Genomic DNA, 22,660 nt, shown 5'->3' on the forward strand with positions numbered 1-22,660 from the left:
GGACCCCTTTGTGGTAACCGGCGTTACCGCAATGTAGGGCCGAACGCCGCAACAGGACAATAGTCCGTTCGGCTTTATGGATTCACACGAGGCCCTGGGCGAAGGAAAAGACCCGGTCGGGGTCGTACTTCCGCGCCACCTCACGAAGCCGGGGCAGGGACGAGCCGTAGTACGCGTTCGCCCAGTCCGGCATCTGCGGGTCGAGGTAGTTGACGTACCCGTTGGCGCCGAACATCTTGCCGAGCTCATCGCGCGCGACCCCCATCGCACGCCGCGCGTTCGTCTCCCCCGCGGACAGGGTCAGCTCGACCTGGATGCTCGCCAACGCACTCCGGTGAGGGAAGGCGGAAGCCGGACCACGGCCGACCGCGCCGCCCAGAGCGTCGATCATGTTGTACGAGTTCGGGGTGTTCTTGAAGATGTCGGCGAGCTTCTGCGGGTCGGCGATCGGCTTCGTCAGCATCCGCGACGTCGCGACGTAGCTACCGCGCGACTGCGAGCCGCCGCCACCGTTCCAACTCGGGCGGCACGAACCGTCGCTGACCCGGCACCACGCGAACCGTTCCATCGCGGCGAGGAAACTCTGCTCTTGCTCACGCCGTGAGGTCGGCTGCGAACCAACGCGACGGACCAGGTCGTCCAGCAACGGCTTCAAGTTCACCGGCGTGCCGACGAAACAACCACCGACCTCGACGTACGGGTTCGAGCCGCTGCCCACGCCCACGGTCGAGGTGAGCGCGTCCGGCGCCTTGCCCTGCCAGTCAGGCCACGCGCTGAGCAGCGAGGCCAGCGACGCCGACGGGAACGCGAGGGTGAAGGTCGTCAGGTTGCGCGCCGGTTCGGTGCGGAACACGAACGACGTGACGATGCCGAAGTTGCCGCCGCCACCGCCGCGCAACGCCCAGAACAGATCGGGGTGTTCCGCGGCCGAGACCGTGCGATGCACGCCGTCGGGCGTCACGATCCGCGCGCTGACCAGCCGGTCGCTGGTGAGGCCGAACTGCCGGGCGGTCACGCCGATGCCGCCGCCCAGCGTCAGCCCGGAGATGCCGACGGTCGCGCACGTGCCGGCCGGCATCATCCGGCCGGCGTTCGCCAGCGCGACGTACAGGTCCATCAGCAACACGCCCGCGCCCACCTCGGCCGTTCCGTCGGCGCGGACGTCGATCCGGTTGAGGCCGCGCACGTCGACGACGAGCGCGCCGTCCGCCGTGGAGTAGCCGGGATAGCTGTGGCCGCCGCAGCGGGCGGTGATCCGGGTGCGCTCAGCACGTGCGATCTCGATGCACCGCTGGACATCCGCCGGTGACGTGACACGGGCGATCGCGCTGGGACGTTGCGCGTCGTACTGCGTGAAGTAGCCGAGCTTGGCGTCTCCGTAGGCGGTGTCGCCGGGCCTGATCAGCTGGACGTCCATTGTGGACTTGCCGACCAACGCCGACACAGCTCCTAAAGCGGCCGTGTGCAGAAGTGCCCTGCGACGCAACATTCCACGAACGTAGGAGTCGGACAAACCAGGGCACAACGGATCAAGCGACCGGGAAGGATCCCGGCTACGGGTTCACAGCCAGGAACAGGAACGCCGCGAGCAGAACCAGGTGCACGCCACCCTGCAGACGCGTCGCACGGCCCGGCACCACGGTCAGGACGCTGACCAGAACCGTGAGCAGCAGCAGGATCATCTGCGTCGACCCGAGCCCGAGCATCAACGGCCCGTCGAGCCAGATGGTGGCGAGCGCGATGGTCGGGATCGTGAGGCCGATGCTCGCGATCGCCGAGCCGTAGCCGAGGTTGATGCTGGTCTGGATCCGGTCGCGCAACGCGGCGCGGGCGGCGGCGATCGTCTCGGGCAGCAGCACCAGCAGGGCGATGACGACGCCGACGAACGACTGCGGGAACCCTGCGGCCCGCACGCCGGCCTCGATCGCGGGCGACTCGATCTTCGCGAGGCCGACCACGGCGATCAGTGCGACGAGCAGGAAGCCGAGGGAGATGAGCGCGGCGTTGCCGGACGGCGCCTCGGCGTGTTCGTCGGCCTCGATGACGCCGTCCTCGTCGACGGGGAGGAAGAAGTCGCGGTGCCGGACGGTCTGGGTGAAGACGAACATCGCGTACAGGCCGAGGGAGGCGAACGCGGCGAACGCGAGCTGCGGGCCGGAGAACTCGGGGCCGGGTGTGGTCGTGGTGAACGTCGGCAGCACCAGCGTGAGCGTGGCGAGCGTCATCACCGTGGCGAGCGCGCCGCCGCTGCCTTCGGCGTTGAACAGGATCGTGTGGTGCTTCATCGCCCCGAGCAGCAACGCGATGCCGATGATGCCGTTCGTGGTGATCATGACCGCGGCGAACACCGTGTCACGTGCCAGCGACGACGCTTCGGGGCCGCCGGACACCATGAGCGTGACGATCAGGGCCACCTCGATGATCGTCACCGCGACCGCGAGGACCAGCGAACCGAACGGCTCCCCCACCCTCAACGCGACCACCTCGGCGTGGTGCACGGCGGCGAGCACGGTCGCGGCGAGGACCAGGGCGACGAGCGCCACGAGCACGCCCCCGAGGTCACGACCCCAGGTCAGGGCGAGCAGGAGCAAGCCGAGCAACGGGGTGACGGTCGTCCAGTGCAGCAGTGGGAAGCGCGGGGCGGCGGCCATGATCCAACCCTCGCATACCGGCCGGGCCGCCCGCCATTCGGCGCAGCCCTCATTCCGGAGGCAACAAAATGTGGAGCGGAGCGCCCCTGCCGCGCCCCGCTCCACATTTTGTTTCGATGCCGTGTTCGATCCCTAGAAATCGAAGAGGGCACCGGTGTGCGCCAGCATGACGCACGAGTTCGGGTAGGTGTGAACCTCGTTCACGGGCTCACCGCGCCAGAAACCGAACATGGAGACCTCGACGGGCGCGTAGTGGAACGTGCACGCCCTGTCATCTGCCTGCATGGTCTGCAGGTCGGCGCCCGCGGAGGCCAGCGTCGCGCAGGCGAGGGCCCTGCGCGGGTGCCGGTCACCTCGTTCGCAGGTCAGGACAGTCGCCTTGAAGGCACCGCCGTCGAACTCCGAGTACCGGGCGGACAAGAGCAGTGCGGTGCCCCCGTGCGGAGCGGGAGCGGCCTGCGCGGTGCCGGTGAAGACGAAAAGTGACGCGAACAGAGCGACGATCGCAAAAATGCGGCCGGACATGAAAGCGGTCCTCCTGAGACCTCATTAAAACGGGCCGGTTCTCGGCCGACGCAGATGTTGCCACCATGTTTCGTCGCCGCGAAAGGGGCCAGCAACTGTTCACCGATCACATTTGCGCGCTCCGCCGAAAGCGTGATTGGGCCGAATGGATGTGGCGCTCGACACGTTCACCGAGACGCAGCTGCCGACGGACTGTTACGGGTTGCTGACAGACGCGGTTGCGCGCCGACGTATTATTCGAATCATGTCCAAGACCTCCAGACGCGTCGTGTTCGGCGTGCTCCTGATCGTCACACTCGTGGTTTCCACCGGCGGCGCGCTGGGTTACCTGGGCAGATTGACGCTCGTGTTCGACCGTCATGCCGGAAAGCCGCTCGCGATTGTCGAGGAAGTGCCGGGACCGCCGGACGGGCCGAACTGCTCGATCGACGCGCGCTACTTCGACGAGGAGCCGCGAGGCCTGCGTCCCGAGGTGCTGAAGGCGTGGCTGGCGCTGCGCGCCAAGGCCTCTGAGCAGGGCGTCAAGCTCTGCCTGAACGACGGCAAGCGCAGCCGCCAGCAGCAGCAGGCCGAATTCGACGAGGCGGTGCAGAAGTTCGGCACCGAAGAACTCGCGTCGAAGTACGTGCTGAACCCGCCGGACCGTTCGATGCACGTGATCGGATTCGCCGTCGACGTTCAGCCGATCGAATCCGCGAAATGGGTCGAGAAAAACGGCAACAGCCTCGGCTGGTGCCGTCGTTACGAAAACGAGCAGTGGCATTTCGAGTACAACGCCGGCTACCCCACCGGGGGTTGTCCCGCCCTGATCCCCAGCGCGACGGGCAGCTGACCCCCGCGCAAAGGTCTAGACGCCTGGGGTGCGCGGAAGGTTGCGCCGACGTAATCTGACAAGCCCAGTTACCAGATTGGAGCACCCCCGGTGGCCCGTGCCTACGGCGGCATTTCACCCGAGCAGCGCAAGGCGGAGCGCCGGGCGAAGCTGCTGCAGGCAGGCCTCCAGCTCTTCACCAGCGCGGGCTTCGCGGCCACCAAGATCTCCGAGCTGTGCACCGAGGCGGGTGTCTCCACCCGCAACTTCTACGAGGAGTTCGCCTCGAAGGAGGACCTGCTGCGCGACCTGCACGACCTGATCAACGCCACGGCGTTCGCCCAGGTCCGCACGGCGCTCAGCGAACTGGAGTCCGCCGACGTCGAGATCCGGATCACGACGCTGCTGGACGTGTTCGTGCGCAGCGTCACGGCCGATCCCCGTGCACCGCGCCTCAACTACGTCGAGGCCGTGGGCGTGAACGCGGAGATCGAGCAGCAGCACGTGCGCTGGGTGAACACGTGGGCGGAGTTCATCGAGTCCGAGGCGCTGCTGGCGGCGGCCGCGGGCGTGGCGCCGCAGCGGTCGTACCGGCTCACGGCGATCGCGCTGGTGGGGGCGATCACGGGGCTGCTGCGGGAGTGGCAGGCGCACCGGCCGCCGCTCGCGGTCGACGAGATCGCCGCGGAGATCCGCGAGCTGATGCTGGCGGCCATCCTGCGGTCGCGCTGAACCGGTGGGGCACCTCTGTCCGTAACCACCCGTGTGAGCCGATTCGCCGTTCTCGCGCTGTTGGTGTGCCTTGGTGCCTGTTCCGCACCGCCGGAAGAGGAGACCGCCTCACTGGCCGAACTGGAGGCCGCTGCCGGTCCGGTCGCGGGGCCCGCCCAGGTGCTGCCGGGCGACATCGCGAAACTGCAGGTCGAGGAGTCGCCCGCGGTCGGCGCAGTCGTCGCCGACCGCGAGCACAACACCCTCTACTTCTCCACCCAGGACGGCCCGTCGAAGTCGACCTGCCTCGAACCCGAGTGCACGCTCGTCTGGGTGCCGCTGCTGGCCGCGGGCGGCAAGATCGAGGCGCCGGACCTCGACCAGGCTCTGCTGAGCACCACGAAGCGTCCGGACGGGCTGGAGCAGGTCACGATCGCCGGCAAGCCGGTGTACCGCTACGTCGACGACGAAGGCGCCGGCGACACGACCGGGCACGGCGTGGACGACCGCTGGTTCGCGATCTCCCCCAGCGGAGCCAAGGCCTCCCGCTAGCGAAATTTCGGTGTCCGGGCGCGGCAGCGCGGCGTGACGCCTGGGCCACACACTGGAACCGGCTGCTCTTCGGAGTAGCCGGTTTGTCGCGTTCGTGTTACTCAAACGATTCGTTTGTACCGGAAATCCCGAAACCGGTTTCGCGCGGAACCGGTTTCAGGTATCAACTGTGAGAGCGCTCCCATAGACGCTGCCGCCGCACGAGCCCTCTCGGAGACCACATGGATCGCGACGACGTGCCCTACCTCGACGCCACGCTGCCCACCGCAGAGCGGGTGGCCGACCTGCTGGGCCGCATGACGCTGGCCGAGAAGGTCGGCCAGATGATGCAGCTGGACTCGAGGGAGGACCTGGACGACCACGTGCTGCGCAAGCACGTCGGCTCGATCCTGCACACCTCGCCCGAACGAGTGCTGCGCGCGCAAGACCTCACCACGCAGACACGGCTGCGTGTCCCGTTGCTCATCGCCGAGGACTGCATCCACGGCCACTCGTTCTACGAGGGCGCCACGATCTTCCCGACCCAGCTCGGCATGGCCGCGAGCTGGGACCCGGACCTGGTCGAGCAGGTCGCCCGCGTCACCGCCGTCGAGGCCGCCGCGACCGGCGTGCACTGGACGTTCTCGCCGGTGCTGTGCATCTCGCGGGACCTGCGCTGGGGCCGCGTCGACGAGACGTTCGGCGAGGACCCGGTGCTGATCGGCGAGCTCGCGGCCGCCATGGTCCGCGGCTACCAGGGCGACGGGCTCGCGGACGAGACGGCGATCCTCGCGACCGCCAAGCACTTCGCGGGCTACTCGGAGACCCAGGGCGGCCGGGACGCGAGCGAGGCGGACCTGTCGCGGCGCAAGCTGCGGTCGTGGTTCCTGCCGCCGTTCGAGAAGGTGGCACGCGCGGGCTGCGCGACGTTCATGCTCGGCTACCAGTCCACCGACGGCGTGCCGATCACGGTCAACTCGTGGCTCCTCGACGAGGTCCTGCGCGGCGAGTGGGGCTACAAGGGCACGCTCATCACCGACTGGGACAACGTCGGCCGCATGGTCTGGGAGCAGAAGCTCCAGCCCGACTACGCGCACGCCGCCGCGGCCGCCGTGAAGGCCGGCAACGACATGATCATGACGACCCCGCAGTTCTTCGACGGCGCGCTGCAGGGCGTCGAGGAGGGGCTGCTGGCCGAGTCCGACCTCGACCGCGCGGTCACCCGCATCCTGACGCTGAAGTTCGACCTCGGCCTGTTCGAGAACCCGCGCAGGCCCGACGCCGAACGCCAGCGCGTGATGATCAACCACGACGACCACGTGGCGCTGAACCTGCAGGTCGCGCGCCGGTCGCTGGTGCTGCTGCGCAACGACGGCGTGCTGCCGTTCGCCCAGGGCAAGGGCAAGATCGCCGTCGTCGGCCCCCTCGCCGACGACGCCCAGACCCAGCTCGGCGACTGGGCCGGCTCGTCCGGTCAGGCCGACTGGCTGCCCAACGGCCACCCGCGCGAGATGATCACGACGGTCCTGGACGGGCTGCGCGAGCTGTCCTCGCAGGAGATCACGTACGCCCGCGGCGCCGACATCCTCACGCTGGAGCCGGACCCCGAGGGCGACACGTTCCCCGACGGCCAGCCACGCCCGCCGGTCGTGAAGGCCTGCGCGCCGGACGCGACCCTGATCGCCGAGGCCGTGGCGGCAGCCGAGGACGCCGACTACGTGGTCGCCGTCGTCGGTGACGTGATCGAACTGGTCGGCGAGGGCCGGTCCACCGCCACGCTCGACCTGATCGGCGGCCAGATCGCCCTGCTCGACGCGCTGGCCGAGACCGGCAAGCCGCTGGTCGTGGTGCTGCTCGCGTCGAAGCCGCTGGTGCTGCCCGCGTCCGCGCGCAACGCGGCCGCGCTGCTGTGGGTGGCCAACCCCGGCATGCAGGGCGGCCGGGCGATCGCCGAGGTGCTGCACGGGCTGGTCGAGCCGAGCGGCCGGCTGCCGATCTCGTTCGCGGCGCACGCCGGTCAGCAGCCGACGTACTACAACCAGATCCGCGGCCAGCACGGCACGCGCTACGCCGACCTGACGCAGGAGCCGGCGTTCGCGTTCGGCGAGGGCCTGTCGTACACGACGGTCGAGTACGGCGACCTGCACGTGGAGACGGCGGTGCTGCGTCCGGACGAGACGGTCAGGGCGTCCATCGCCTTGTCCAACACCGGCTCACGGCCCTCTCGCGAGACCGTGCAGGTCTACGTGAGCGACGCCGTCACGTCGGTGAGCTGGGCCGACAAGGAGCTCAAGACGTTCAAGCAGGTCGACGTGGAGCCCGGCGCGACCGTGAAGGTCGAGCTGGAGCTCCCGGTCTCCGCCTGCACGATCGTCGACGCCGTCGGCGACCGGGTGGTCGAGCCGGGTGAGTTCGTCCTCCTCGTGGGGCCGAACTCGAAGGACCTCCGCCGGGCCGAGTTCACCGTAAAGCCTCTGTCTTGAAGGGGCCCGGGACGATCGTGAGGTAGCGGGGAGCGATCTCCACCGCCTTCGTGATCGCCTTCTTCACCGCCGGGACCAGGTCCGCGTCGACGAGTGCGACAGCGGGCCTGCCCGGCGGGTCCACCAGCATGCTGGCGCCGCGCGCACCGGCGACCAGCGCGGCCTCGACCACCGCGTCCTGTTCGGGATCCGGGTCCTGAGCGTGGTGGTACGCCGTCAAAGCCACACCGAGATCCTCTGCCTGCCTCGTGTACGGCCGCTCCACCTGCGGTTCCGTTCGCCGGATTCGGGTGTCGACGACGAGCAGCCGCTGGCCGGGCAGGTCGAGCGCTTCGGTCCGCGCCTCTTCGAACGGCTCGCCCGCGAGGTCCTTGAGCGCCAGCTCGACGGCCGTTCTGAGCGCCTCGCTCGCGGACAGTCCACTCCCCCGCGGCAGGTCGACGCTGCACATCAGCGCGGCTCCGCCCCTCGCCCGCACGCCCGCCGCCCACGCCGGGACGTCGTCGGACGGCAGCAGGGCGCGTTCGGTCGGCCGGTTCACCGACACGAGTTCGAGCAGGCCGTCGTCGCGCCGATCTCCCGCCACGATCGCACCCCACTTGGCGGGCACCTTGATCGCACCGCCGAGCAGGTTCAGCACGCCCGGCGCGTACCAGACGCCTTCGGCGGGCCGTCCGAACGTGCGCCGGAACGCGTGCGGCACCAGCCTGAGCTCCGGCGCGAGCTCAGGCCGATCCGCGATGTCCACCGTCATGACTTCTGGGCCAGCAGCCGGTAGGCGTTGCCGTTGCCGGTACGAGCGGCGAGGAACCGGTTCACCGTCTGGTCCAGCGCCAGCGCGACGAAGAACGCGGGGATTCCCAGCGACCACACCAGGAAGCTGCGGGTCCGGCGGAGCCTGACCTTCTCCGGACGCCAGGGCGCCGGCGTGCGCGGTGCCTTGTCACCCAGCCACAGCAGCAACGCGAGCGTGAAGTCGTTGCAGAGATGGGCTTTCGCGCGTTCGGTGGCCACCGTGGTCAGTCCGCGGTCGGCCAGGGCGTGCTCCAGGTTGCCGATCGGCATCATGTGCTGGTGCTGCGGCTGGAACCACGGCATCCAGTACTGGCCGAACAACCGGCCGAGCCGCCACTCCGGGTCCGGCAGCTCGATCAGCAGGTAGCCGCCGTTGGGCAGCACGTCCGCGGCGATGTCGAGCTCCTCCCACGGGTCGCGCACGTGCTCCAGGTAGTGGTGCATGCTGATCACGTCGTAGCGGCCCTTGAGCTCGCCCGCGAAGTCCTTGAAGCTGCCCCGGTAGGAGTTCTCGATCCGGCCGAGCCTGGCCGCGTCCTCGATGGCCGCGCCCTGGTCGAGCCCGTCGAACGTCGTCTGCGGCAGGACCTCCTTGGCTCCCAGGCAGAAGTGGGCGTGCCCGGAACCGACGTCCAGCCAGCGTTCGGGTTTGGTGAACGGCTCGACCATCCGCGCCCGGCCGTAGTACGGGTCGGTCTTGCCGGAGAACACCGCCTCCGCCGACGTCTCGCCGAGACCGTCGTAGAAGTCGCGGTAGTAGAAGCCCAGGCCTTCCTCGGTCAGGCGCGGGTTCTGCCAGACGTGTCCACATCGGACACACCGGTCCATGGTGAACGTGCCGGGCTTGCGCTGCACCAGGTCCGTCGCGGTGACCCAGCGACGCAGGTCCGTGCTCCCGCACGACGGGCAGTTGTCGCGCGGTGCCTCGTGGAAGTTCCGGTCGCGGTTCTGCTCGTACCAGGGCGCGGCCGCCTTGAGGTGCTCGGCCTGGCGCTTCTCGGCCGTCGACTTCTTGCCACCGGAAGTCTTGAACCACAGGTAGGGCGTGCGCAGGACGCGCGGCACCCACAGGTCACGCGGCCGCAGCGGCGTTCCGGCGAACACCAGGATCGGGTGCGCCCAGTACGCGGCCAGCGCGACGAGTCCCCACTGCCAGGAGGTGATCAGCGCGGCGGCGACGGTCGCGTACCCGATGACCGAGCCCGCGATCCACAGCGACGGCCGCTTCCCGAAGCGCCGCAGCGTCGCCGCGCGGTACCCGAGGTCGTACGGACCGGCCTCGAGCCCCGGCGCGACCGCGATGTCGACCTTCGCGTGCACGTGGTCCTTGACCCGCCGCACGTACGCCACGAACTCGGTCGGGTCGTCGGGGTCGACCTCCTCGGCGTACTTCTCCCGCACCAGAACGGCCTGTGACGCGCTGATGCCGCGCGCCCACTGGTCGTCGCGGTACTTGCCGGGGTCGAACGCGCCGAGCAGGTCCAGCGCGGCCACCGTCGGAAGGTCGCGCGGCACGAGGTCGACGAGGTCCGCGTCGGTCTCCCACGAGCCCTCCGGATGGACCCCGGTGGCGGTGAGAAGCGAGTGCTCGCCCGCGCCCGGGACGAGCACTCGCAGCTTGGACGCGCGGGAACGCAGGCGCAGGACGTCCAGCAGGACGACCAGAACCACCAGCACGGTGAGGATCACCCGGCCACCACCTTCTCCAGTCGGTCGGCTGCGGCCGCTGCGCCGCCTGCCGCCAAGAACGATTCGCGCACCAGCCCGGCGGCGGCCGCGTACTCCGGCTCGTCCAGCACGGACTCCAGTGCGCTGCGGATGTCCGCCGCGCGCGCCCGTGAGTAGGTCAGTCGTACTCCGGCGCCGGCCTGCACGACCTGGGCGGCGACGGTCGGCTGGTCGTCCCGGATCGGTGCCACGACCAGCGGCAACCCGTGTGCCAGCGCCTCGCAGACCGTGTTGTGGCCGCCGTGCGTGACGACCGCGTCCAGGTGCGGCATCAGCGCGAGCTGCGGCACTGACGGCAGCATCAGGACGTTGGCGGGCGCGGGTCGCGGTTCGGCGACCATCACCACTCGGACGGGGAGACCGGCGACGGCTTCGAGGACCTGGCCGAGAAAACGCTCGCCGGCGGGTCCGTTCAGGGTGCCCAGGGAGACCAGCACGCTGCGCGGCTCCGACCCGCGCACCAGCCACTCCCACGGAAAGTCGACCCGTTCCACGCGATGGCTCAGCGCGGGCCCCACGAACGCCACCTCGTCGCCGAACTCCCCCGCCACCAGCGCCTTCGAGCTGTAGACGAGCACGAGCAGCTCGGAGAACCTGATGTCCCCGTCGGCGAAGTCGTGCAGGAGATCGCGCACCCAGGCGTCGACCTTCGGCATCGTCCTCAGTGGATTGACCAGCTCGGCGGAGGTGCTGGCGGAGGTCGCCCACGGCACTCCGGCGTTGCGCGCCACCAACGGCCCCGCCAGCGCCTGCTGGTCGGCCACGATCACGTCCGGCCGGAAGGCCCGGACCGCCGCGTCGACCCCCGGCACCATGGAATGCCCCAGCGGGATCAGGAACTCCTCCCAGAAGAACTTGAGCACCGCCATCCCGCGCAACGCGAGCCAGCGCTCCCGTTTCGCGCGGATGTCGGCTTCCAGGAGGTCGTCGATCGCGGGAAAGATCCGCGCGTTGTCCGGCAGGAGTGGTGCCAGCGTGCCGGGATGCCCGACCCACGCGACGTCGTGCCCGCGCGCCAGCAGCTCGCCGCCCACGGAGGCGGTCGGGTTGACGTGGCCGGTCAGCGGCGGCACCACGAACAGGAACCGGCTCATGACGGCAACCAGTCCAGCAGCACGTCGAGCAGCTCGGCGGTGGCTTCGCGCAGGACCGTGTGTCCCAGGCCGGTCACGACGTGCAGGCGGCACGACGGGATCCGCTCCTGCAACTCGGCGGCGGCCCCGATCAGTTCGGACTCGGCTCCGTAGACACCGAGCACCGGGCACTGGACCTGGGTGAGGTCGAGCTTCGCGCCGGAACCGAGGTCGTCGATCAGCGTCGTGCCGTTGAGCAACGCGTCGGCGTTCACGGCGAGCTTCGCGATCTTGCGCTGGCCGAGGGCCATCAGCTGGTCCTGCGTCCGGTCGAACTCCAGGCCCAGCGCGGCGACGGTCAGCGTGTTCGTGATGTCCTCGAACCACGCGTCGCCGACCACTCCCCCGACCGCCGATTCGACCAGCACGACACCGCCGACCCGTTCGGGCGCCTGAACGGCCGCGTGCATGGCGACGACGCCGCCGTAGCTGTTGCCGATCAGGAAGACCGGCTCGGTGACACCGATCTCGTCCAGCACGGCGACCAGGTCCAGCGCGCTCTCCTCCGGCGTGTAACCGGAAGGCGGCCGCTCGGACAGGCCGTGCCCGCGCAGGTCGAACAGCACGGTGCCGAACCCGGCCTGGGCCAGCGGCGCGGCGAGCGTGTAGTAGAAGCTGGACAGGTTGTCCATCACCAGGCCGTGCACGAACACCACGGTCGGCGCATCGGTCGGCCCGAGCCGCTGCACGTGAAATCGCAGCCCTCGGGCGTGAACCTCAGACACGCGCCGTGATGTGGTCGACGAGGCGTCCGACGGACATCGCCATGATCTCGTCGATGTCCATGTCCGCCAGGAAGGCCACGAGATCCACGCCGTAGTGGGCGTTCAGCTTGTCCGCGAGCGCGACGAACTCGATCGACTCCAGGCCCAGGTCGTCGCTGAACGTGGTGTCGCGGGTGATCTCCACGCCCAGCAGGAAGTCCGGCCCGACCACCTCGGTGATCAGCTTGGCGACCTGCTGCAGCACCTCGTCCATCACATCTCCGTTCGCACGCGGGCCGCGGCGCGCCCTTGTTCTGAAATGACTTCGATCCGTGGCACGGCGAACGCGCCGCGCACCCGGCCGTCGGCGTTCATGGTCAGTTCCGCCGGATAGACCGGTCCGGCCCCGCGATCCCACAGCCACGCGCGCACGGCGTCCTTCGCCGCGATCACGCGCAGCAGCCAGTCGCGCTGGGCAGGCACGTCGAGGTCGCCGTAGTGCAGTCGTTCGGTCGAGTTCAGGTAGCGGCGCATGATCAGGTCACGGGTCGCGCTGTCGGACCAGTTCTCGGTCACCCGCAGCCAGTCGCCGTCCTGTGTGGACAGCATCTCGGTGCCGGGCTTGAGCTTGACCTGCCAGATCCGGTCGTCCGTGGTGAAGCGGCGGGTGGTCCAGCCGGTGATCCGGCACCACAGCGCGCCGTTCACGGTCAGCTCGGCGTCCGCGATCATCACCTGCTCGGTGACCTCGCGGATCCACGCGGTGCACTGGACGTCGGCGGTCGGCACGGGTCCGTGGAACGTGACCTGCTCGATGCCGGTGGGCAGCACGGTCTGGTCCTCGGTGCGGCAGACCTGCATCCAGTGGCCGATCAGCTGCCCGGCGCTGTCCAGCAACGCGCCCGGCGCGGGCAGCGGCGTCAGCACGCCCGCGATCCCGTTGTCCGCCAGGCAGTCGATCTTCGTGACGCCCGCGAACGCCGGTCCGTGGAACATCCAGTTGTCCCGGTACAGCTCGGAGGCGGACACCGGCGCCTCACGAACGCCTCGCAGCTCCTTGCTCTCGGACTGGACGGCCTGCGGTGCCATCAGCACAACGCCCTCGGCGTAGTCGCCGACCTTCACGACGACCCGGTCCTGTCCTTCCGCGCGGGCGGAGATCTTCACCGTCGTCGCGGGCAGGGCCGTGAGCCAGCGCTTGGCCTTGACCTGTGCGAACCCGTGCACGGTGCCGCCGGTGAGCCTGCGCGCGGCGTCCGCGAACACCTCCAGCAGGCCGGTCGCGGGCACGATCGGGAACCCGTCCGAGAGATCGGGCCAGCCGGGCGCCTGCGGGAACACCGAGTGGTCGACCAGTTCCGGCATGGTCCGCAACGAGAACTCGCGGGTGAACCCCGCCTCGTTGGGCCTGAGCGCGCCGACGACCTCACGCGCGACCGCGTTGGTGTGGGCCAGGAGCTTGTTGACCGCCGCGGACATCGGGCTGTCGTCGGCCACCAGCACTGGTTCGGCGCCGAGCGCGTCCAGCCTGATCTTCGGCGTGCCGAGTTTGAGCTTGACCTTGTGGGCCGTGCCGCGCTTGAGTCCGAACGCCCACAGCGCTTCCGGCGCGATGTCGGCGTTCACGGCGATGTGCGGCCGGTCGTTCAGCGTGTCCCCGATGAACCCGGGCAGGCTGCCCTGTCCGATTTGGACGAACGCGCGGAATCCGGCTCCGTGCAGGCGTTCCAGCAGCGGCCGGAACCGGACCGGCTCGACCAGGTGCCGCAAGACCAGTTCGCGGACCTCGCCGGCGCCCATCGGTTCGAGGGAGTTCGCCGACCACACCGGGATGTCCGACGCGCGGACCGGCAGTGCGTCGAGCATCTCCTTGGCCCGTCCCAGGTACGGGGCGAGCGCCGGGGTGTGGAAGCCGGTGCGGAACGGCATCAGCTGCGCCATCACGCCGTTGGCCTTGAGCGTGACCAGGACCTGTTCGAGACTGTCGATCGGGCCGCAGATCACCGACTGGTGCGGGCAGTTGTCGTGGCTGACCGTCACGCCGTCGATGAGGTACTGCTCGGCGGTGTCGGCCGAGCAACCCAGTGCGGCGTAGGCGATGTCGACCACCGCGACCGCGCCGGGCCCGAGCGCCGAGACGAACTCGTCGATCGTCGGGTAGATGCCGCCGACGACCATCGCGGTCCACTCGCCCATGCTGTGCCCGGCGAGCGCTCCCGGCGTGATGCCGAGCGCCATGAGTTCGCGGGCTTCGCGGCGGCCGTCCTGTAGCAGCCCGACGGCGTGGTCGACGACCTCGCCGCTGAACTCGCGTTCGAAGCCGGGGAACACGAACGCGACCTGGTCGGTGCCGGACAGCAGCGGCTGCGGGGAGAACCAGATGTCGTGCCGGCCGGGCCACGCCTTGCCCTGGGCGAGCACGCGTTCCGCGAGCTTGAGCTTGCGGTCGTCCGGGTTGCCGATGGCGAGCCGGAACGCCCTGTCGGCACTGGAGGTGCGGCGCTCTGCCAGCGCCTTCGCCAGTTCGTCCGCGGTGTCGGCGGCGAACGTCATCACCGGCTTGCGCGGCTTGGCGATGGTGTGGCCGTCGAGGACCGCGTGAGCGTTGATCCCGCCGAACCCGAACGCGTTGACGACCGCGCGGTGCCGTCCGGTCCACTCGCGAGCGGTCGTCACGGGCGTGAACCTGGTGCCGGTCAAGCTGCTGTGCGGGTTCTCGACGTGCAGGGTCGGCGGAAGCGTGTTGTGGTGCAGGGCGAGCGCGGCCTTGATCAGCCCGGCCATGCCGGCGGCGGGCATCGCGTGGCCGATCATCGACTTCACCGTGCCGATGCCGATCTCGTCGCCCTGGCCGCCGAACGCGGCGATCATCGTCTGCAGTTCGGCGGCGTCACCGGCGGGCGTGGCGGTGCCGTGCGCCTCGATCAGTCCCGGCGGGTTCTTCTGAGGGTCGAGATCCGCGTTGGCCCATGCCCGTCGCACGGCAAGGATCTGGCCGTCGGGGTTGGGCGTCATCATGCTGGTCGCGCGGCCGTCGCTCGCGGTGCCGATGCCGCGGATCACCGCGTAGACGCGCTCGTCGCCGACGTCCTCCAGCCGTTTGAGCACGACCATGCCGACGCCCTCGGACAGCAGCGTGCCGTCGGCTGAAGCGTCGAACGGCCGGATGCGTTCGGTCGGGCTCAACGCCCTGAGCTGCGTGAACACGCTCCACAGCGTCGGGTGGTGACAGACGTGGACGGCGCCGGCGAGCATGGCGTCCGCGCGACCCTCCTGGAGTTCGCGGACGGCGTGCTCGACGGCGACCAGCCCGGACGCGCAGGCCGCGTCCACGGTGTAGGCGGTGCCCTTGAGGTCGAACCGGTTGGCGATGCGCGACGCCGCCAGATTCGGCACGAGGCCGATCGACGCCTCCGGCTGCTCCGGCCCGAGGCGGTCGCGGATGGCCTGGCGCACGGTGTTCAGCTCGGTGCCGGCGAGGTTCGGGAAGAGATCTTTCACGACCGACACGACCTCGTCGGCGAGCCGGACCCGTTGATCGAGCCGGGCACAGCCGGGCGTGAGGTACCCGCCGCGTCCCACGACCACGCCGACGCGGTCCCGGGACGGCAGCATCGACTCACCGCCCGCGTCCGCGATGGCCTCGGCGGCCGTGGCGAGAGCGAGCAGCTGGTCGGGCTCCGCGCCGTCCACAGTGGACGGCATGATGCCGAACCGGGTCGGGTCGAACTCGGCCAGGTCGTCGACGAACCCGCCCTTGCGGCAGTAGAACCGGTCGCTGGTCCTGCTGTCCTGGTCGTAGTAGGTGGCCGGGTCCCAGCGGCCGGGCGGGATCTGGCCGATGGCGTCGACGCCGCTGACGATGTTGCGCCAGAACGTCGCCGCGTCGGGGGCACCGGGGAAGACGGCGCCGATCCCGACGATCGCTATGCCTCCCATCGGTAGACCACCTGCACGTCCTGACCGTTCGCGATCTCGTTCAGCAGCGCTTCGACACCCTGCTTCGGCTCGATCAGCGGGATTCCGCGCCGGGCGTACTCGTCGGCGAGCCCGACCGCCATCCCGGCACCGGCCCAGGGACCCCAGTCGACGGCGACGACCCTGCGCTGAGCACCCCAGAACCTCGCCATGCGGTCCAAGGCGTCGTTGGCGGCCGAGTAGTCGGCCTGGCCGCGGTTGCCGAAGACACCGCTGACACTGCCGAACAGCACGAGGAACCCGTCGCCGAACGCCTTGGCGCCGTTGACCTTCGTGGCCCAGACGCGGTCGAACGACTCCTGCGTCTTGGCTTCGATCAGCTTGTCGTCCAGCACTCCGGCGCCATGGATGACACCGTCGATCCGGCCGAACCTCGCCTTGACGTCATCGATCACCTTGCCCACAGCCTCGGCGTCGGTGACATCGCACTCGTGGTATCGCACGCTTGATGCTTTGGCGCGCAACCGTTCCATGGTCTGACGGACTTCGCGTTCGGCGAGCACCTTGCGCGCCCTGGCCGGCACGTTGTCCTTCTCGCCCAGCTCGAACAGCGCCTTCACGAGCTCGGGCTCGGTCGTGGCGTGGCTCAGCCGGTGGTCCTCGGCGGCGATCGGCGTGCGGCCGATCAGTTCGACGTGGCAACCGGTGCGCTCGGCGAGTTCGACGGCGGCGAGCGCGGTGATGCCGCGGGCGCCACCGGTCAGCAGCACCACGCTGTCGGCGTCCAGGTCGAGGGTTCCCGCTTCGAGGTCAGCCGGAATCGCCTCGATGACCTGCCGCCTACCGGCCTGGTAGCCGACGACCGCCGGGCCTGGCCCGATCTCGGCGAGCAACGCCGTGGCGATGTCGCGGTGGCTTTCCTTGGGGTTGACGTCGACAGAGCGCACCACGAGGTCCGGATACTCGAGTGCGGCCGTGCGGATCAGGCCGTGCAGGCCGATGTCCGCGGGCAGCTCGTCGGGCGTGTGGTCGAAGCCGAACGTGCCGCCGCCCGTGGTCACGACGACGAGCGCGACCCCGTTCGTCACGCACTGCTTGACCTCACTGAAGGCTTCCGGCAGCCGGGCCTGGAGCCGGATCACGACGTCGATTCCGGTCAGGTCGTCCGGGAACGCCTGCTCGATGCGCGGGCGGGCGGTGTGGCGTTCGAGCAGGTCGGCGAGTTCGAGCCCGATCCCGTTGTCGTCGATGATCAGCACGGTCCTGCCGCTGAGGTCGGCGGGTTCGGCCGGTTCGGCGGGCACGACCTGCGGCACGAGCCGGACGAGCCTGCCCGCTGACGCCGGCAGCGCGAGCACGGGCGCCGGGGCGGGGAGTGCCGGGGCCTCGCCGAACCACGCGACGATCCCGTCGATCGTCTTCAACTGGGCCAGTTCGTCGACGCCGCCCGTCGCGCCCAGTTCCTGAGCCAGTTCGCCCACGATCTCGGCGCGCTTGATGGAGTCGATCGACAGGTCCGCTTCCAGGTCCAGACCCGGTTGCAACATCTCGACCGGGTAGCCCGTGCGCGTGCTGATCGTCCGCAGCACCACCGCCCGGACGTCCTTCGCCGCAGCGGTGACCGGGGCCGCGGAGCCGAACCAGCCGACGATGCCGTCGATGGTCTTGAGCTGCGCGAGTTCGTCCACCGAGCCCGCCGCGCCCAGCTCCGCCACCAGTTCGCCGACGATCTCCGTCCGCTTGATGGAGTCGATCGACAGGTCCGCTTCCAGGTCCAGACCCGGCTGCAGCATCTCGACCGGGTAGCCGGTGCGGGCGCTGATCGTCCGCAGCACCACCGTGGCGACGTCTTCCTGCGGTGCGGCCTGCGGTTGCGGCACGGCGACCACCGGCTGGTCGATCACCTGCCTCGGCGCGGGCACCGCGGCGGGTTCGGTGCCGAGGTAGCTCAGCAGCACGTCCCGCTGCGCGCTCACCGCGTCCCGCATCCCGTCCAGGAACTTCTCGATGATCTCGTCGCGCCCCAGCCCTGAGCCGACTCGGAGAGTCGGGAACTCGGTCGCGGGCCGAAGCCCACCGGGCAGTGCGTCGCCGTTCGCGTCCCGCACGAGTCCTCCATCCACGTACCAGCCCGGCCGTGGCGGCACGACCGTGGCGGGTTCGGCCCTGTCCTCGAACAGCGGCGCGGTGTCCACCTCGACACCGGCGACCGCGAGTGCTGCCAGCGTGCGCAGGAAGGTCATGTGGTCGTCGCAGCGCAACGCCTGGTGCGGCCGGTCGCCGAGGGTCTTGCCGACCAGCGACGTCAGCACACCGCCGGGACCTGCTTCGACGAAGATCCGTGCGCCCGCCGCGTACATCGACTCGATCTGGTCCACGAACCGCACTCGGCCCGCGAGCTGCTCGGACAAGCCTTCGCGCACATCGGTGTGAGGAGCCGCGGACACGTTCGACCACACCGGGAACCGCATCGAGCCGAGAGAAGTGGCTGCGAGACGGGCCGCGAACCGGTCGCGGGCCCCGGCCATCAGCGGGCTGTGGAACGCTGCGGCGACCGGGATGTTCTTCACGGTCAGCCCGGCGCTCTTCAGCACCTCGACGGCGTTGTGCACGGCCTCGGTCGGGCCGGAGATCACGACCTGGTCGGGCGCGTTGTGGTTCGCCACCACGACATCGGACGGCAGCAGCGCCTCGACCTCGGCCACCGCGGCGGTGACGGCGGCCATCGTGCCGGGGTCGTCGCCGACCGCGTCCAGCATCGCCTGGGCCCGGGCCGCACTGAGTTCCAGCAGTTCGGCGGCCCCGAACGCGCCGGCCGCCGACAACGCGACCAGTTCGCCGTAGCTGTGGCCACCGGCCAGATCCGGTCGCACGCCGACGGAGTCCAGCAGCGCCGTGACCATCAGCCCGGCGATGCCGAGCGTGGGCTGGGCGTTGCGGGTGTCGGTGATCTCCGCGCGCTGCCGCGACACGTCCTCGGCGGTCAGCGCGGCAGGCGGGTACATGACCCGCTCGTAGCGCGCGTCGAGGAAGTCCTGCAGTCGCGGGAAAGCCGTGACCAGGTCGAGCAGCATGCCCGGCCGTTGGCTTCCCTGGCCTGGGTACAGGAACGCTATTTGTGGCCGTTCCCCCGACCTCAGCGACACCACATCGGACTCGCGCCAGGCCTCGACGTCCTTGAGCGCCTTCTGCAGACCATCGTGATCGCTGACCACGAACGCCGCCTGAACGGTGCCTTCACCGCACGCCGCTGCCAGCGAACGCAACGGGGTGCGCACGTCGACCAGCGCGGCGAGGCGAGCGGCTTCCCGTTGGGCGGCAGCCTGATCGTCGCCGCGGATCAGGAACAGCTCGGCCGGCCACGCCTTCAGGCCGTGGCGGGGTTCGTCGGCGCCGGTGTAGCCCGCGATGACGGTGTGGAAGTTCGTGCCGCCGAACCCGAACGCGCTCACGCCCGCGACCCGGTTCCTGCTCGCCCACGTGCGGTGGCCGAACGCGAACGGTGAGGTCTCGGCGTCCCAGAAGGCGTTGGGCTGCTTGACGTGCAACGTGCCCGGCCGCAGTCCGGTGTGGATGGACAGCGCCGCCTTGATCACGCCCGCGAGACCCGCCGCGCACTTGGTGTGGCCGATCTGCGACTTGACCGAGCCGATCGTGCAGGTGCCGGGTTCGACGCCGGAGAACATCTCGGTGAGCGACTTGAGCTCGGTCCGGTCTCCCACCACGGTTCCCGTGCCGTGCGCCTCGACCAGGCCGACGTCGGTGACCGGCAGCCCGGCCGCCGCGTACGCGCGGCGCAGTGCTCGTTGCTGGCCTTCCGGACGGGGCGCGGTCAGGCCCAGCGAACGGCCGTCGCTCGACGCGCCGATGCCCTTGATCACCGCGTAGACGCGGTCGCCGTCCCGTTCGGCGTCGGCGAGCCGTTTCAGGACGACGGCGGCCACGCCCTCGCCGAGCGCGATGCCGTCCGCCGCCGAGTCGAACGTGGCGCAGCGGCCCTCGGCGGACAGGGCTTTCACGGAGGCGAACATCTGGTAGTCGTGCGCGCTGTTGTGCAGGTCGACCGCGCCGCACAGGACCATGTCGCTGGTGCCGCCGACGAGTTCCTTGCAGGCCACGTCGAGCGCGGCGAGGCTGGACGCGCAGGCGGCGTCGACCGTGTAGTTCGCGCCGCCGAGGTCGAGCCGGTTCGCGACGCGACCCGCGATCACGTTGCCGAGCACGCCGGGGAACGAGTCCTCGGTCAGCTTCGGCAGGTGGTCGTCCAGGCCGTCGATGCCCAAGGCGGGCAACGCGGTGCGGACCGTGTAGGCGTTCGCGAGATCGGCGCCGGCCTCGGCTCCGAAGATCACCGACGTCCGTTCGCGGTCGAACACCCTGGTCTGGTAACCGGCGTCCGCCAGCGCCTTCGCCGACACTTCGAGCGCCAGCAGCTGGGCCGGTTCGATCGAGGTCAGCGAGGCGGGCGGGATCCCGTACGCGAGCGGGTCGAAGGCCGTGCGCGGCAGGAAGCCGCCCCAGCGGAACGGGCTGCCGTAGCGTTCGGGCGACCAGCGGTCCGGCGGGATCTCCGTGATGGAGTCGGTGCCCGCCAGCACGTTCGCCCAGAACTCGGTGACGTCGCGGGCGCCCGGCATGATCGCGGCCATGCCGACGATGGCGACGTCCAGCGGTTCCGGGGTGCTCTCGTGCTCGGCCGTCTCGGGCAGCACACCGGAGACGATGTCCTCGTGCAGCTGGGCGATCGTGGTGCGTTCGGACCGCAGGGTCGCGACCTGGCCGATCATGAACATGCCTTCGCGGCGCTGTTCGTCGTCACCGACCTCTTTGAGGACACCGTCGTCGCGGACGAGACCGCGACTGGCGAGCCGGAGCCGTCCCAGGTTGAGCTGTTCGAGCCTCTCCCAGCTCTCCTGCTTCGACAGTCCGGTGAGCTCGGCCCGCGCCTGCTCGAACGTGTCCACATAGGACGTCTGAGCGCATCGGACGGCGTGGCCGGGCGAGGTCTCCAGCAGCGCGGTGTCCTCGCACTCCAGCGCGACCTGCTGGAACACCGGACGGATCGCGCCGTGCGACACGGCTTCCTCGGTGAACAGGTAGGCGGTGCCGACGAGAACACCGATCGCCGCGCCGCGTGCCGCGATCGACGCGGTCATGGCGGAGATCATCGCGGCCGAGCGGGCGTCGTGAATGCCACCCGCGAACAGTGCGACAACGTCCTTCTCGCGGCCTTTGAGGACGTCGATCTGCTGCTGCCACAACGTGAAGCTGGTACGGGGACCGGTGTGCCCGCCGCACTCGGAGCCCTCGAAGACGAACTTGCGCGCGCCCTCGTCGAGGAACCGGCGCAGCAGCGCGGGCGACGGCACGTGCAGGAACGCCTCGATGCCGGCGTCCTCCAGTTCCCGTGCCTGCGTGGGCGTGCCACCGGCGACGATCGCGTACTTAGGCCGGACGGCCAGCACGGCCTCCATCTGCCGCGCCCGCAGTTCGGGCGGTGCGAAGCCGAGCAGTCCGACGCCCCACGGCCGGTCGCCGAGCTTCTCCGCGGTGTGCTCGAGCAGCGTGCGAACGGCCGGGCCCTCCATCAACGCGAGCGCGAGGAACGGCAGCGCGCCGCCCTCGGCGACGGCCGCGGCGAACGCGGGCTGGTCGCTGACGCGGGTCATCGGCCCCTGCGCGATCGGGTAGCGCAGGCCGGGGACGCGGTCGCAGAACGGTCCGCCCGGCCGGATCGGGCGGTCCTCACCCGCCAGGGTGAGATTGTCCCGAATGCCCCGCGCAATCGCGCAGACCACGCCTCCGACGGTCCCAAACGAGGTACGGTAGAAATCAGCCAAGGAACCTTCTTGACCAATTTCGAGCGTGTTTTGACGAACATGAACACGTAACCCGCGGTTCACGACGGTGTCAGCGCCATCCATCATGCGGACGGCGTTGACAATTTCGCCGGAAATATGTTTTCGAGCCTCCGCGACGAGGGTGAGCTGGCCTTCCAGCACCACTCCGCGCGCACCGCCCGCGATCGCCGCGGCAGCCGTGTCGGGGCCGATCGAGCCGGCCACCCAGACCGGCAGATCGGTCAGCGCGAGCACCTGCTGGAGCAGCACGAACGCGGGCGAACCACCCACTCGGCCGCCTGACTCGGCACCCTTCGCGATCAGGCCGGTGGCCCCGAACTCGATCGCCGCAGCGGCTTCCGCCACCGAGGTGATCACCGCGAGAACACGGCGTTCACCCAGCTCAGCGCGGTTCGGAGTACCGCGGGCGAGATCGACTACGACGGTGTCCACGGCTTCGGGCAGCGGCACCGTCAACGGTCCGTGCAGTCTCACCCCGAACGCGCGCGGATGACGCGCGGTCACGCGGGCGAGGTCGGCGGCGGCGTTCGGCCCGAGGTCGAGCACGCCGAGCCCACCGGCTCGTTCTGCCGCGACCACGAGGGCCGGGTTGGGGGTGCTGAACGGACTCAGGCACAGCACCCGTTCTCGATCCGACAGCATGTTCACTGTGCTCACTTCCTCACCCTGCAGGGGTGGGGAGAAAGGAATTCAGCTAGGGTTACTACTGACCGGTACGGTGACAACGCGCTCACCGTACGCACAAACCCGATGCGCCGTCGAGAGGGTGGTGAAACTTTCTCACATACGTAACCTGACGAATGGACCCG

General features: G+C 69.8%; 14 protein-coding genes. 4 read left to right on the forward strand and 10 right to left on the reverse strand.

Annotation, left to right across the window (positions count from 1 at the left end; genetic code table 11):
• Window positions 1-82 precede the first annotated feature (82 nt).
• The 3 genes from SK854_RS36620 to SK854_RS36630 form a co-directional block, all read right to left on the reverse strand.
• Window positions 83-1,489: an FAD-binding oxidoreductase gene (locus SK854_RS36620; protein WP_319979725.1), complete on the reverse strand. Its 1,407-nt coding sequence runs from the start codon at window positions 1,487-1,489 to the stop codon at window positions 83-85.
• A gap of 64 nt (window positions 1,490-1,553) precedes the next feature.
• Complete coding sequence (locus SK854_RS36625) at window positions 1,554-2,651, reverse strand: calcium:proton antiporter (protein WP_319979726.1); 1,098 nt, start codon at window positions 2,649-2,651, stop codon at window positions 1,554-1,556.
• Between the two features lie 132 nt (window positions 2,652-2,783).
• Entirely contained in the window at window positions 2,784-3,176 is a 393-nt protein-coding gene (locus SK854_RS36630; RefSeq protein WP_319979727.1) for an SSI family serine proteinase inhibitor, read from the reverse strand.
• 244 nt (window positions 3,177-3,420) lie between these two features.
• Here SK854_RS36630 and SK854_RS36635 point away from each other — a divergent pair, with 244 nt between their 5' ends.
• From SK854_RS36635 to SK854_RS36650, 4 genes are all read left to right on the forward strand, one after another.
• Window positions 3,421-4,008, forward strand: coding sequence for a D-alanyl-D-alanine carboxypeptidase family protein (locus SK854_RS36635; RefSeq protein WP_319979728.1), 588 nt, complete (start codon window positions 3,421-3,423; stop codon window positions 4,006-4,008).
• A 90-nt stretch (window positions 4,009-4,098) separates the two neighbouring features.
• Window positions 4,099-4,719 carry a TetR/AcrR family transcriptional regulator gene (locus tag SK854_RS36640; protein WP_319979729.1) on the forward strand — a complete coding sequence of 207 codons (621 nt, stop codon included), beginning with the start codon at window positions 4,099-4,101 and terminating at the stop codon, window positions 4,717-4,719.
• Window positions 4,720-4,752: 33 nt separating this feature from the next.
• The gene (locus tag SK854_RS36645) at window positions 4,753-5,250 is read left to right on the forward strand and encodes a COG4315 family predicted lipoprotein (protein ID WP_319979730.1); all 498 of its coding nucleotides are present in this window, start codon (window positions 4,753-4,755) and stop codon (window positions 5,248-5,250) included.
• Between the two features lie 221 nt (window positions 5,251-5,471).
• Window positions 5,472-7,712, forward strand: coding sequence for an exo-beta-d-1,3/1,6-glucosidase (locus tag SK854_RS36650; protein ID WP_319979731.1), 2,241 nt, complete (start codon window positions 5,472-5,474; stop codon window positions 7,710-7,712).
• Here SK854_RS36650 and SK854_RS36655 read toward each other — a convergent pair.
• Genes SK854_RS36655 through SK854_RS36685 form a run of 7 tightly spaced genes read right to left on the reverse strand, consistent with a single transcriptional unit; the run spans window position 7,690 to window position 22,508 of the window.
• The gene (locus SK854_RS36655; RefSeq protein WP_319979732.1) at window positions 7,690-8,466 is read right to left on the reverse strand and encodes a hypothetical protein; all 777 of its coding nucleotides are present in this window, start codon (window positions 8,464-8,466) and stop codon (window positions 7,690-7,692) included. The genes SK854_RS36650 and SK854_RS36655 overlap by 23 nt on opposite strands.
• Window positions 8,463-10,196: a class I SAM-dependent methyltransferase gene (locus tag SK854_RS36660; protein WP_319979733.1), complete on the reverse strand. Its 1,734-nt coding sequence runs from the start codon at window positions 10,194-10,196 to the stop codon at window positions 8,463-8,465. The genes SK854_RS36655 and SK854_RS36660 overlap by 4 nt, the downstream gene beginning before the upstream one ends.
• A complete protein-coding gene (locus SK854_RS36665) occupies window positions 10,193-11,329 on the reverse strand; it encodes a glycosyltransferase (protein WP_319979734.1) in 1,137 nt (378 codons plus the stop codon). Before SK854_RS36665 ends, SK854_RS36660 begins: the two co-directional genes overlap by 4 nt.
• Entirely contained in the window at window positions 11,326-12,093 is a 768-nt protein-coding gene (locus tag SK854_RS36670; RefSeq protein ID WP_319979735.1) for an alpha/beta fold hydrolase, read from the reverse strand. Before SK854_RS36670 ends, SK854_RS36665 begins: the two co-directional genes overlap by 4 nt.
• On the reverse strand, window positions 12,086-12,346 hold the full coding sequence (locus SK854_RS36675) for an acyl carrier protein (protein WP_036014077.1): 261 nt from the start codon (window positions 12,344-12,346) through the stop codon (window positions 12,086-12,088). Before SK854_RS36675 ends, SK854_RS36670 begins: the two co-directional genes overlap by 8 nt.
• Window positions 12,346-16,011, reverse strand: a complete 3,666-nt coding sequence (locus SK854_RS36680) for a beta-ketoacyl synthase N-terminal-like domain-containing protein (protein ID WP_319979736.1) — start codon at window positions 16,009-16,011, stop codon at window positions 12,346-12,348. Before SK854_RS36680 ends, SK854_RS36675 begins: the two co-directional genes overlap by 1 nt.
• Entirely contained in the window at window positions 15,999-22,508 is a 6,510-nt protein-coding gene (locus SK854_RS36685) for an SDR family oxidoreductase (RefSeq protein ID WP_319979737.1), read from the reverse strand. Before SK854_RS36685 ends, SK854_RS36680 begins: the two co-directional genes overlap by 13 nt.
• Between the last annotated feature and the right edge of the window lie 152 nt (window positions 22,509-22,660).

Origin of the sequence: Lentzea sokolovensis (genome assembly GCF_033949975.1) — a bacterium.
Lineage (GTDB): Bacteria > Actinomycetota > Actinomycetes > Mycobacteriales > Pseudonocardiaceae > Lentzea > Lentzea sokolovensis.

Excerpts from the sequence above, each read along its gene's own strand:
- SK854_RS36620 (WP_319979725.1), bottom strand. The coding sequence starts at position 1,489 with ATGTTGCGTCGCAGGGCACTTCTGCACACGGCCGCTTTAGGAGCTGTG.
- SK854_RS36680 (WP_319979736.1), bottom strand. The coding sequence starts at position 16,011 with ATGGGAGGCATAGCGATCGTCGGGATCGGCGCCGTCTTCCCCGGTGCC.
- SK854_RS36650 (WP_319979731.1), top strand. The coding sequence starts at position 5,472 with ATGGATCGCGACGACGTGCCCTACCTCGACGCCACGCTGCCCACCGCA.
- SK854_RS36675 (WP_036014077.1), bottom strand. The coding sequence starts at position 12,346 with ATGGACGAGGTGCTGCAGCAGGTCGCCAAGCTGATCACCGAGGTGGTC.
- SK854_RS36625 (WP_319979726.1), bottom strand. The coding sequence starts at position 2,651 with ATGGCCGCCGCCCCGCGCTTCCCACTGCTGCACTGGACGACCGTCACC.
- SK854_RS36655 (WP_319979732.1), bottom strand. The coding sequence starts at position 8,466 with ATGACGGTGGACATCGCGGATCGGCCTGAGCTCGCGCCGGAGCTCAGG.
- SK854_RS36630 (WP_319979727.1), bottom strand. The coding sequence starts at position 3,176 with ATGTCCGGCCGCATTTTTGCGATCGTCGCTCTGTTCGCGTCACTTTTC.
- SK854_RS36665 (WP_319979734.1), bottom strand. The coding sequence starts at position 11,329 with ATGAGCCGGTTCCTGTTCGTGGTGCCGCCGCTGACCGGCCACGTCAAC.
- SK854_RS36635 (WP_319979728.1), top strand. The coding sequence starts at position 3,421 with ATGTCCAAGACCTCCAGACGCGTCGTGTTCGGCGTGCTCCTGATCGTC.